General features: G+C 48.1%; 11 protein-coding genes. 1 reads left to right on the top strand and 10 read right to left on the bottom strand.

The annotated features are described in order from the left end of the window. Nucleotides 1-37 precede the first annotated feature (37 nt). From IC230_RS01860 to IC230_RS01845, 4 genes are all read right to left on the bottom strand, one after another. A complete protein-coding gene (locus IC230_RS01860) occupies nt 38-397 on the bottom strand; it encodes a hypothetical protein (RefSeq protein WP_191037260.1) in 360 nt (119 codons plus the stop codon). Between the two features lie 219 nt (nt 398-616). Further along, the gene (locus IC230_RS01855; RefSeq protein WP_191037259.1) at nt 617-1,318 is read right to left on the bottom strand and encodes a hypothetical protein; all 702 of its coding nucleotides are present in this window, start codon (nt 1,316-1,318) and stop codon (nt 617-619) included. A 19-nt stretch (nt 1,319-1,337) separates the two neighbouring features. Then, entirely contained in the window at nt 1,338-1,712 is a 375-nt protein-coding gene (locus IC230_RS01850) for a hypothetical protein (protein WP_191037258.1), read from the bottom strand. Nucleotides 1,713-1,736: 24 nt separating this feature from the next. Beyond that, nucleotides 1,737-2,090 (bottom strand): hypothetical protein, encoded by a 354-nt coding sequence (locus tag IC230_RS01845; protein ID WP_191037257.1) that lies wholly within the window; start codon nt 2,088-2,090, stop codon nt 1,737-1,739. A gap of 87 nt (nt 2,091-2,177) precedes the next feature. On the opposite strand from IC230_RS01845, the gene arfB reads away from it, so the two are divergent. Continuing rightward, nucleotides 2,178-2,579 carry an alternative ribosome rescue aminoacyl-tRNA hydrolase ArfB gene (gene arfB, locus IC230_RS01840; protein WP_191037839.1) on the top strand — a complete coding sequence of 134 codons (402 nt, stop codon included), beginning with the start codon at nt 2,178-2,180 and terminating at the stop codon, nt 2,577-2,579. A gap of 481 nt (nt 2,580-3,060) precedes the next feature. On the opposite strand, the gene IC230_RS01835 is transcribed toward arfB, so the two are convergent. From IC230_RS01835 to IC230_RS01810, 6 genes are all read right to left on the bottom strand, one after another. Next, nucleotides 3,061-3,921 (bottom strand): DUF2306 domain-containing protein, encoded by an 861-nt coding sequence (locus tag IC230_RS01835; protein WP_191037256.1) that lies wholly within the window; start codon nt 3,919-3,921, stop codon nt 3,061-3,063. A gap of 106 nt (nt 3,922-4,027) precedes the next feature. Further along, nucleotides 4,028-5,302 carry a dipeptidase gene (locus tag IC230_RS01830; protein ID WP_191037255.1) on the bottom strand — a complete coding sequence of 425 codons (1,275 nt, stop codon included), beginning with the start codon at nt 5,300-5,302 and terminating at the stop codon, nt 4,028-4,030. A gap of 111 nt (nt 5,303-5,413) precedes the next feature. Continuing rightward, on the bottom strand, nt 5,414-6,874 hold the full coding sequence (locus tag IC230_RS01825; protein ID WP_191037254.1) for a SusD/RagB family nutrient-binding outer membrane lipoprotein: 1,461 nt from the start codon (nt 6,872-6,874) through the stop codon (nt 5,414-5,416). A 75-nt stretch (nt 6,875-6,949) separates the two neighbouring features. Further along, nucleotides 6,950-10,039: a SusC/RagA family TonB-linked outer membrane protein gene (locus IC230_RS01820; protein ID WP_191037253.1), complete on the bottom strand. Its 3,090-nt coding sequence runs from the start codon at nt 10,037-10,039 to the stop codon at nt 6,950-6,952. 426 nt (nt 10,040-10,465) lie between these two features. Further along, nucleotides 10,466-11,146: a 3-keto-disaccharide hydrolase gene (locus IC230_RS01815; protein WP_191037252.1), complete on the bottom strand. Its 681-nt coding sequence runs from the start codon at nt 11,144-11,146 to the stop codon at nt 10,466-10,468. A 102-nt stretch (nt 11,147-11,248) separates the two neighbouring features. Further along, nucleotides 11,249-12,283 carry a hypothetical protein gene (locus IC230_RS01810; protein ID WP_191037251.1) on the bottom strand — a complete coding sequence of 345 codons (1,035 nt, stop codon included), beginning with the start codon at nt 12,281-12,283 and terminating at the stop codon, nt 11,249-11,251. Nucleotides 12,284-12,405: the final 122 nt, after the last annotated feature.

Here is a 12,405-nt window from a genome sequence, read left to right as displayed (position 1 = left end):
GTTATTAATTGGTCAATGAATTACCTGATGACAGCGTTTATCTATTTTCAACGATCTGCATGCCAGCCAGACCACGTAGTGTTGTCGCTAAATTTTCCAGCTCACCCGCGAGTTGCTCGTGCGTATTGGACCCCTGTGCTATCTGCGAGGTGTGATCAGCCAGGCTGAAAAGCAATTCACGAACCCGGTCCGGATCTGGCTGGTTAAGCTTAAGTTCATCACGAAGCTCTTTTAGTTTCCCTTCGATGATTTCGGCACTCGCGTTCCCTTCAATCACTTTTAACCAACCGTCAATAAGTTCAATCCGAGCGGGTGTTGAGGCCGAAATCGAATTGGTTGAGTCGGATAGTGAAGCTGTTTTTTCGAACAATCGCTGATCCAATGCGTGAGAAGCCATAATTCTTTTAGGTTAACAATAGGGCCGGAAGAAGCTACTGCTGATAAGGTCTTCTTACTCTATTGATGGTTTGTCGTTATCAGGTAACCCCGCTCAAAGGCGCTTTGTTTGAATCTTGGTACTGGTATTGGGCGTAAACGAAGAAGCAATCTGTGCATCAGGAGTAGCGAATAAATTTCTCTTCCCAACAACACAGATTGCTTACTGGATACGTAACGTTTAATATTGCGACCGGCCCCCTGATTGTGAGGTAGACGTATCGCCCGAACCTCCTGAAATCCCTATACCACTCACCCGCGACGTATCAGATCGGGATTGGGATGGCTGTGACGAATAACTTGAATCGCCGGTTTCATCAGGGTCTCCTGACAAACGGTCTTTTTCAGGCCTTCCATCGCTGCCCGTTGTATCGTCCATGTCGATTTCCGGGTCTGTATCTACCGTTCCACCGTTCCGATCCGACAGATCATCATCGTCTGTTGTGTCGAAGGCCGAAGCACCGATGCCCCTGTTGGTTGATTCGCCCCCAACGGTACTCGTCATGGGCGCCTGGCCACCCGTATTCGCGGGCTTACCTGAACCGCCAGCTTGCTGACTGAAGCTTTGTAGGGCGTCGGTTAAGGGGGTCAATTCTGATTTATTTTCCGTACCTACGGCCTTAATAAGTTGACTGGACTGATCGACCAGGTTATTGAGTATGCGTTGAATCGACGTACCATCAAGGTTGCCGCTTTGCAGTTCCGCTTTTAGCTCGTCCAAGCCACTTATGACGGAGCTATTTTGCTGATTGTCAGTTTTTAAAAAGCTGGTCCAGCTATCAATCAACGACATGCCATCCATTGGCGATACGCTGGTTGCGCTGCCATCAAACGCCTTAACAGTTAAAGTAATTAAATTAGAAGCATGCTGGTCGAGTGCCATTCGTTTCGAAAGTTTAGGGTTAATCAATAAGGCTAACAGCCTGACGATGTAAGTTTTCAAGCACGGCAATCAACTGCGATAATTCCACTTGTTCGGCGCTTGCTTCAACCGAGTTCATTACGTTCCGAGTCTGTTCGATCAGATCCTGTAATAAATTTGCAATTTGTTGATTGTCAATTCGATTATAGCGTTGGGCTGTGTCGATTTCTGGCCGTAATCGTTCGAGCGTTTCCGCAATATCGTCGGTGGTATCATCTCCCACTTCTTCCAGGCGATTCAGCCATTTGTCAATGAGCGACAGGCCATCCGTGGCTGTCGTTGTATCAATATTACCATCGAGTGTATTGACGGTTTCGTCAATGAGCGTGATTTGATTTTGATCTTTTGCAATCATGATTTAGTGTGTTGAGTCATTAAGTTAATGCGTGTTTACCTGGGTCAACTCCTGGGCGAAATCTTTCAGAACAGTGGATAGGTTTTGCAGTTCTTCTTTGTATTCATCCCCGGCTGCATTATTGGCGAAGTCGACCGTTATACCGCTGAGATTGTGCATAAGCTCTTCAATCTCATGTGTGTTTTGTGAATTAATGGCGATCTGAAGTTTTTCGAGCGGTTCGGCCAGCCATTGTGTACTCACGTTCGACTGAACAACTTCGATCCACTCCTGAATGAGATTTACCCCATCATCGGGTGTCGTTGATGACACATCGCCCCCGAGCGATGAAAACGTATTATCGAGCAGGGAAGCGATTTTTTTATCCTTGTGTGCCATAACGTTGAATCAATTAGTTTTGAAAAAAGAACTACCTCATCTCAGGTTTGTTTTTCAGACCACTCAATGAATTGCGTAATTGCGACGATGGATGCTACTCGTTTACAACCCGAATTACAGTATCAATTTGCCCGTAGCGGTGGGGCAGGAGGCCAGAACGTGAATAAAGTAGCGACGAAGGCCGAGCTCCGGTTCAGTGTTCGCCAGTCTCTTTTGCTGACCAATGAGGAACGGATCGTTCTGGAAGAAAAACTAGCCAATAAGCTAACAACTGATGGTGAACTGGTATTGAGGCACCAAACCGAGCGGACGCAGTTGGCTAATAAAGAGAAGGTAACGAAGAAATTTTATCGCCTGATCGAAAAAGCATTCGAAAAACCTAAACCCCGTAAAGCAACGAAACCCTCGAAGGCCGCGGTGGAAGAACGAATTGCCAGCAAAAAGCAAAAAAGTGATGTAAAGGCCAGCCGAAAGCGGGTGGATTATTAAGCTTTGTTTTGTGCGTTAGGAGCGGCAGTTTACGAACTCTTCGCTATACTACCTGGTACGTAGATCTCTATTTGTATCGTTCCATAAAAAGGGAGAACGGCCATAAAAGAGTGGCTGCGATCGCTTTGCTCCAATCGGGTTTACCTGGGTTAGTTTTAAGTGCTTTAGCGCAGTACCACGCTAATACAACACTCACTATGATCCATGCGGTTGCCACTTGATTTGTTGTTGGTTTCAAGAATAAAGCAAAGAAAAATAACGTAACAGTGATACGTTAGCTAATTTAAACGACATCGACTTTAATTCTTCCTTTGATTACGTCCATCAGGAACGTCCTTAGTTGTATTCCCCTGTTTCTTATTACTGAAAATAGATCTGTGCGTTTCATGGATCTTACTGTTGTTTATACGAATGTAATCTTAACTACATTTCAGCGAAATTGTGTTGACTATAAGTCCTTTAGCTGAATGGGTATACTACGTTAACGACCAGATACCCAATTGACAATGGCTGGTCCCCAGTAATACAACGTGAAGTAATACGTACCTAAAAGTAGAAATCCCGTTGCAAACAGAAGTATGAGTGAGGCCAAGATTCGAAGAAGAGGAGAGGCTTTATAAGAGCGGGCTCTTGTGAAAACTTCCACTACTAACAAATTAGGGAGGTAGAAAAAGAAGGCCATTACACTGTCAAATGGTCCGCTGAATGAGCGGGTGTGACCCAGGCCATCCGTTAGCAACAGCCAGAAGCCATAATCCATTCGGTATAGCCAGGAACCTATCGCCAGGACGTACAAACGTAGTGCCCAGAGCCGATGGCTGGCCGTATTTCTGGCAACGGCGGTTCGATACGTTTGTATGGCCGCGATAAACATCAGGATTCCGTACAGGGAGAACCCAACGTTCATCATCAATCCTCCGATGGTTCCTTTGATGGCAATGAAGACTAGCCCGCCAATGGCAGCGAGCAGACAGGAAAGAACGTATACGCGTCCGACCCAGCGGTGCAAAGCGGGAAACCGAACACGGATGGAATCTATTAATTGAAGACTTCCCAGAACAAGAATAATGCCGCCCGCTGCGAAATGCAGACCTATTCCGGTGGTTGCTGTCGTCGTGCTTTGTTCATACAGCTTGGGTAGAACCTGATTCCAGCGAGCCATATTCCCTTCGTAGAGAGCGGACGCGTAAAAAGCCAGGATGTATAAGCCGAAGAGACCGGCACTAACCCAAACAGTAGTGACCAACAAAAAACTCGACCAACGTAACGTTTGCCTGCTCAGCCTGGCGAGCGGCTTATAGCTTACTGACTGAGAAAGTGTGTCGCTTAAATCGTTCGTCATATGTCTTACTGTCTGCTAATCAGTAAATTATCTTATCAAAAAATCTACTCTAAAAAATAAAAATCCCGGCTGATGCGCATCAGCCGGGATTTTAGATCTGTTAACGTTATTTAAGAGCTATTTCCGTCGTCTTGCCTTTTTCGACAGCTTTCATAACCCGGAAGAAATTACCTCCCCAGATTTTCTCGATGTCTTTTTTTGAATAACCCCGACGTAAAAATTCAACGGTGAAGTTTTCGTACTGACTGACATCGAAGCAGTCAGCTAAAGCGCCACCTCCATCGAAATCAGCGCCCATACCGACATGATCAATACCGATCAGCTTAACCATATGATCGATGTGATCAACAGCATCTTTCACGGTAGCTAGTTGAACAGGGTACTTTTTGTTGATGTCCATGAATTCTTCCCGAAGCTTTTTCTGATCATCTTCCGAGAGTTTGCTCATGGCCCCCATCATGGAACGGCGATCTTTAACCCCCCATTTTTCCATCATAGCTTTCTGAGCCGCTTCGCGCTCTGGACTAGCTGGAATGGTTTTGACGTAATCACTCAACAGATTCAGTTGAACGACGCCCCCGTTTTTCGCCAATGCTTTCAGCATATCATCGGTCAGATTACGGGGATGATCACAGATCGCTTTGGCGCCCGAATGCGACGCGATAATGGGCACTTTTGACAATCGTACTACGTCATAAAACGTCGAATCGGACACGTGCGATACGTCGATCATCATGCCTAATCGATTCATCTCACCAACGACCTGCTCACCCAGTGGACTCAAACCCTGATACTCGGCCCCTTTCGGATCGGTCGATGAATCGCAGATGTCGTTGTTGCTTGAATGACAGAGCGTCATGTAGCGGGCGCCTTTGTCGTAAAACTGCTTCAGGAGCGTGATGTCGTGGCCCATCGGATAGCCGTTTTCAACCCCAAGGAAGATAACACGCTTGCCGGTTTTGTTGATTTGATACGCTTCTTCGGGAGTTGTAGCTAGGGCTGCTTCGGAAGCCGTCTTCTTGAGCGTTACGTCAATCGCATCAAAAATGCCCATTGCTTTCTTCTTCGCCGTTTCGTGGCCTTCGGGTGTACGCGGTCCCTGACCCAAATAAACGGCCCAAAAAATAGCATCCAGACCACCCCGACGCATACGTGGGTAATCAACTTTGCTATTGCTGGTACGAGGGTCATTATCTTTCGTTACGTCGAAATTGCCGCGTGACAGCAGCATCGGCGTATCGGCGTGGGTATCGATCGTAAAGGCCTTTTCGTGAATCTTGTGCGCCTTCTTGAGTAGCGCCTTATCATCCTGAGCCGACACCGAAAAGAACGTAGTGGTCGCCAAGCAGGTCAGTAATGGAGTAGAAAACCAGTTTTTCATCGAGGGACAGTTTAAATAGGTATCACGGACTTCAGTCCGTATAGTCGTAGACTGAAAGAATGTTGCTCTCAATTTAGCCTACGGCTATACGGACTGAAGTCCGTGATACAATTACTTGGCGAACCAGAGTTTAAATTTCATATCGTTTTTGCCACCTTGCCGAGTCAGAGCTTCGTTGAAGTTGCTGTAATTCAGGGATTCTTCTGAGCCTGGGTAGGGTAGTCGCGTTGGAATAATACCCCCATTCGTATTGATGACCGCGGGCTGCAGGGCTGGAATACCCGTCCGGCGGTATTCGGTCCAGGCTTCTACTCCCTGACCGTAAAGGGCAATCCACTTCTGCTCCATGATTTGGGTATACCCGTCGGTGCCCGTTTTCAGTGCATTGGCGGTCAGGTAAGACGCTGCCGCCGTTAACCCATATTGGGTATGAGACGCTTTGATGGCGTCGGTATAGTTAGTCGCTACGTCGCCAGCCGCCGTAATACCTTTATAAGCAAATTCAGCTTTGATAAATAGCAACTCTGCATAGCTCATGAGGACGCCCGGTGCTGTAGCAGCGACGAAATAGTTACCTACTTTCGACGTTTTGGACAAGCCCAGTGAATTGGCGTCCGAAGCCGACAATCCGTTGGGTACGCCTTTGTAATCACCACCATCGGCAGGCAGATTCGCGTATACCGGTAGACGAGTATCACTAAGCGTCTTCAGCTTGTTCACCAACGTAGCGCCTATACGGTGATCATCACGCGTTTTGCGGTTCTCGTTGATGGGGTTATTGCTTGGTGCGGCCGACAAATAAACCAGTTGAACATTATCGGTGTTGGATGCCAGCACAGGGTATTTTGTGGGGTCTTTCAGGATTCGCTCGATCTCTGTTTTAACATCGATAGGTGCATCCGTTTTTCCCAGCATGCGGTTCAGAATTCGCAGACTGAGAGAATTGGCAAACTTGCGCCATTTCGTCAGATCACCATTTAGCAGAATGTCCCCCCCAATAACCTTTGACTTGTCGGCTACGTCGATCAGTTCGCCAGCTGCTTTCAGTTCCGCTACTAAGCCCGCATAAACGTCTTTCTGGGCATCGTATTTTGGCTGTAACATGCCTTCCAGCCCCTGAACAGCCTGCTTGTATGGAATATCTCCGTAGACATCCGCCAGTACGGAAAAAGCAAACGACCGCATGATGACAGCGACTGCCTGATAATTTGTATTACCCGTCTCCTTGCCGATCTTGTAAATCCGCTGATAGTCCGCCATGGATTCAATATAGAGGTTTTGCCAGGCAGTGTTGGCTACGTCGTTCGTGACGGTATATTGGTCGATATCGGTGTATTGAATCCGCGCCCAGTGCTGCGAAAAGCCGTCGCCCACGTCCATTCCCAGCGACCCGCCCCAATAAGCATTGACCGCCGTCTGGATACCATGCGGCATGAACAGATCCGCCGATGCCATGGTCGGCGTATTTGGGTTCGTATTGATTTCGGCGAACTCACCGGTACAGGCCGTCATTCCGAAGAGTAAACAGGCCAGGGCAATTTTATGTCGGAACGAATAAAAAATAGAGTGCATAGTTCGGTTTGATTAGCTATAGACGTATCAGAAGCCTATACCATCTGGTAAGCTCCTGATACTTGCCTGAGATAATTAAAGATTAAAGCTGACGTTGAAACCAATCGAACGTGTTGTCGGGATCTGCCCGTTTTCGATGCCCTGTAGATTGCCATCGTTGTAGTAGCTTGTTTCCGGATCGATGTGCGGAATCTTGCTGTAGAGGAGTGCCAGGTTCCGACCAACTGCCGAAATGGTAATGTCGCGGAAAGGCAGGCGAGAGAATACTTTACCCGGCAGGCGATACGTCATCCGCACTTCGCGCAGTTTTACATAGCTTCCGTCGAAGATTGTTTCTTCGTTGTTGGTTAGCAGGTAGTATTTGTGGTGCCACTCTTCCGACGAGATGTTTTTGGTGTTCGGCGTGTAGACCGGATTCTCCGCCGTTCCTGTGTTTACAACCCCTGCGCCAACAATACCGGTTTCACGGCCAAGCGTGGTTTCGGCCAGAACCCCCGTATACCGACCGATGTTGATCGTTTGCGAGAAGATGTCTCCACCCGCTTTAGCATCAATTAACGTACTGAGCGAGAGGTTTTTGTAGGTGAACGTGTTCTGGATGCCACCAATCCATCTGGGCGTAAAATTGCCCAGTATCCGGCGTGTAGGGTCGATACGGGGATAGCCACTGTTGTCATAGACGATGTTGCCTGATGGGTCGCGCAGGAAGCCTTGGCCAAAGAACGTACCATAGGGTTGACCTTTACGGGCTTCAACAGTCATGCCTCGTACGGTGCCTAATGTGTACGTATCTAACCCATCGGCCAGCTCAACAACTTTGTTCTGGTTACGAGCCCAGTTCAGAGTGACATCCCACTGGAATCTACTCGTTTTCACCGGCGAGCCTGTCAACTGTATTTCGACGCCCCGGTTCTGGATTCGACCTGCGTTCAGCCATTTCGAAGAGAAACCAGTGGCGTTGGAAACGTTTACGCTCAGAATCTGGTTGGAGGATTCCTTGCTATAGTACGTCACATCAAGGCCAACCCGGTTGTGCCACAATTTTACTTCGGCTCCCACTTCGTACGAATCCGTCAGTTCAGGCTTCAGGGCAGCGTTCAGGATGGCATTACCCTCGGCCAGCGAAGGCAGCGATCCCCAGGCATCTGCGTACGAGTAGGTCTGAAGCAGGTTGTAGGGATCCGTGTCATTACCCACGCGGGCCACACCAGCCCGTACTTTCGCAAACGATAAAGTCGGCGAATTCACGTTGAACATATCGGTCAACACCGCGCTCAGGGCCGCTGAGGGATAGAAGTACGAGTTGTTGTCAACGGGTAGCGTACTGGACCAGTCATTCCGCACGGTCAGATCCAGGAACAGATAGTTGTTAAAACCGATGTTCGATGAAGCGTACAAGCTGTTGATCGCCTTCTTTGTATAGGCCGTGTTCGTCGTCTCGGGGCGCTGGCGCGAGTTACCAATGTTCCATACGCGTGGGATGGCTAGCTCGGTGGCACCTGTGTAGTTGCGTTGCGTGTAATTCGTCCGTAGGTTGCCGCCTACGTTAGCCGTTACGTCGAAGTTGCCAAATTTATGCGTGGCGTTTAAGAGGAAATCACTGTTGGATTCCTGTACGAAGATCAGGTCTTCGTTGTAACTGTCGTAGAGATTCGAGGTTCTGGCCGCATTTTTGGTCTTACGCCGATCCTGGTAGAAATCCGTACCCGAACGGGCCGTTAAGCTCAGCCAGGGCGTGAAGCGGTACGTTGCGGATAAATTACCGTATAGCCGGTCTTTCGCGTTTTCCCGCGCACTGACGTTAAGCTGATAATACGGATTCGTCCAGTAATTATCGTTCCAGTTACGCTGATAAATACTGCCTGGAGCCTGATAGTTCTTCAACTGCTCCATGTCCACCTGCCGACCGAACCAGATAAAATAAAGACCCCAGTTCGTGCGGTTGTCGCTGCCGTCTTTCACGTAGTTTCCGGTTGCCCGGATGCTGAGTTTGTCGGTCAGGTTCCAGCCAGCATTCAGCGCAATGGTCCGCCGTTTGTAGTCGGTGTTTGGCAGAATACCCGTCTGGTTCAACTCCGTGAACGACAGCCGAAAATCACCTTTTTCGTTACCGCCGGTTAAGGATACGTTATTGGTTAGGGTACGACCCGTCTGGTAGAATTGGTTAACATTATCAGGATGAGCGATCCAGGGCGTAGCCTGACGAACACCATTGACAACGGGCGAGTCGAATTGTTCGATCAACCGTCCGTCCAGTCTGGGTCCCCAGCTTTCATCCACGCCATCGTTGATACCACCGCCCCGACCATCGACGTATTTGAACTGGCCTTTGCCACCCTGGCCATACTCATTCTGCCAGGAAGGTTGCCGGAAAGGCGTGTCGAAGGTCGTATTCGAATTGACAGCTACACCAATACCTTTCGATCCTTTACCACTCTTAAGCGTAACCAGAACAACTCCGTTGGCTCCCCTTGAACCATACAAAGCAGCTGCGCTGGGTCCTTTCAGTACACTGACATTCTCAATGTCGTCGGGGTTGATGGAAGCCGCTCCGTTGCCATAGTCTACCGACGTACCGGAACCGATGTTGCTGTTGTCAATAGGTACGCCATCGACTACAAACAGCGGCTGGTTGTTGCTGCCGATTGAACTGGCTCCCCGAATCAGCATCCGCGAGGAGGCTCCCGGTGCACCATTCGATCCGGTAACCTGCACTCCAGCGATACGTCCCGCCAGTGCATTAACAAGGTTTGTCTCGCGTGCCTGAGTCAATTGTTTACCGCTTACTTCCTGCACTGCGTAGCCCAGCGCTTTCTTTTCGCGTGTGATACCCAGCGCCGTAACGACAACTTCGTTCAGGTTCGAAGCGTCTTCTTCCAGCAATAAATCAATGAACGACTTTGTACCGACAGCCATTTCCATTGGCTTGTAACCGATGTAGGAAACAACCAGAACGGCATTGTTGGGAGCGCTTAGCGTAAACTCTCCATTGGCATTTGTAGTACTACCGCGGTCAGTACCTTTAATCAGAACGTTTGCACCCGGCAGGCCAGAACCATCCGACTTGGAAGTCACACGACCTTTTAACGTTTTGTCCTGCGCAAAGCCAACTACACTAAGCAGTAGGAAAGCGACTAGACAGCATCGCGTAAAAAATTCTCTCATTGCTAATAAGTGGTTAAGAAAACAAGTAGACGAAGATTTTAAAGGAGCGATTACAACGAAGTAGCCATAGATTCTACGGTGTTGTTAAGCACTTTAACGCTAATTTAATAGGCATATCTCTATTGGTAAAATTATATTCTAAAATTATATAAATAATCAAAATAAATATTGGCAAAATATCTATAATGTGATATTTAATACATTGAAATATTGAAATAGTGTATATAAAATTTTGAATAACAATAGTCACTATTGACTATGTGATATATAGTTGAACAATACGCTGTTTAGTAATTGTAGGTAGGACGTTCAATCCGTTTTTGGCTCAGTAAGTAGTTGAGAGGATAGCGATTAACTGTAAAAGTTGGGCACTAAAAAAGGCCGCTGGTAAATGGATACCAGCGGCCTTTTTTAAGATTGTTACACTTATAATTCCCGAATCTGGATGTTTCGGTACCAGACTCGTTCTTTCGGACTGTGATTTTGGAGTGCAATTTTGCCTTTGGCATGGGGCGTTGCATAGGCCCAGTTCGCAAACTTGCTTTTAGCAACCATCGCTTTCCAATCGTCAGAACCGTATTGATAATCGACGACTTTTTTACCGTTCAGGAAGTGCTCTATATGATTTTTATTCACGACGATACGTCCTTTATTCCACTCGCCGGGGGTTTTTGCAATCGAAAAATCCGACGGAGGTATCATATCATAATTAGCGCCGGTCATTTGCGTGTCTTTCAGCTTATAAGGCTTGCCTTCGCTGTCTAAATAACCTTTGTCGTCAATTACCTGATATTCTGGGCCCGACATATACGTTGATTTGAGGTCGGGGCTGTCGATTATTTTATAGACAACACCGCTATTGCTGCCTTTGGGGATTTTGAATTCAAATTCCAGCTCAAAGTTTTCGTATTCTTTGTCCGTCACCAGATCGCCCCCGGTGCCGTCGGGCGTTAGGGCACCATCTTCGACGTACCAGCCAACAACCCCATCTTTATGATAGCTATGCCAGCCTTTTATTGTTTTCCCATCAAAAAGCGAAGTCCATTTCGGAGGAGCCGCCAATGCGAGTGCACTAACCAGTAAGCAGGGAAGAATTAACTTTTTCATGTAGTTTAGAATTTTAGGTTAAATGTAGAAAAAAACGTAACGCGGTTGAAACAGGAGTTCTTGCTCTGTTTCAACCGCGTTACGTAACTTAATTTATATGAGTTAGCTGGCCAGTTCGCGGGCAGCTTCGGGATCATTGTATTTCCGGTCGAGACCGTCCGTTGACTTTTGATCAGAACGATCAGACCCCGAGATCATATCCTGGGCTTTAACCGTACTTTCGTCAAGTGCTTCCTTAGGTTGCGTTTCCATCTCCTGTGCTTCTTCCGGCCGCTCACCTGGCTGATTTTCGGCAGGGTCTTTCGCATTTACGTCATATGGACGTGCTGAATCACCCGTGTCAGGCTGGGCTTCCATGCCTTCTTCCGTACCCGGCTTAGCCTTAGCACCTTGCTCTAAGTTTTCACGGCGTGTAGGGGCTACGTCATCACCGGGTTTTGGGCCGTTCGTTGGAATAACACCTTGTGCCGACGCCGTGTACGTAATGGCAGCATTCTGAATATCAGGCACCGCTGGCTTAGGCGTATCCGGCATGTCCGGAATTTCAGGTACCGCTGGTCTTGGCGTACCCGGTAGATCCGGAATTTCAGGGCCGGGCGTTGGGGGTGTTGGTGGCGTCTCGGGAATCCCCGGTACCGGTTGCATTGGGTCAGGCGTGCCGGGCGTAGGCGGAATCATATCGCCCATAGGTTGACCACCACCTATAAACTGCCAGTTACCAAACGAATTAGTCGGCGTTTTCTCGTCCGTCTCATCTTCCGATGGTAAACCGGTGTTCACGGTTGCTCCTGCGTCCGGATTTCCCGTAATGTCGGCTACGGCAATAGGGTCTTCTGGAATATTTTTGTTGTCGAACTCGGCACCAACCTGCAAGGCTGAATCGGAATTTTCATACGTTTTGGTCCGTTGCTGATCGCCCTGTAAGCTACGCTCTTCATCGGAGCTGTATCGATTGCGAAGTTGCTCGTCCATAACATCGTCTTCTGTATCACCAATCGGAGTCAGTTTACCATCAACGAGTTTAACCATATTTGTTTCACCCTGGTCGGCACCGAATTTGGTTTCGGCATTTTCGTTCGAGACCAAATCGGCCTGTTGTGATCCGTCGCTAAGGGCTGATGAATTTGAGTTTTCCATGATACTGTGAATGTTTTAAGGTATATGGAAAACCACTGGCAGACGAAAAGGTTTTTTCCAGTGAGTAACGGCGCAGGAAAGCCATAACTCATCACAACGACAAACAGATTGTGGGTATACAA

Source organism: Spirosoma validum (assembly GCF_014699035.1).
Classification (GTDB): Bacteria; Bacteroidota; Bacteroidia; order Cytophagales; family Spirosomataceae; genus Spirosoma; species Spirosoma validum.
Note: the sequence above shows the minus strand (reverse complement) of the source record. Positions and strands in the feature narration are given on the sequence as shown.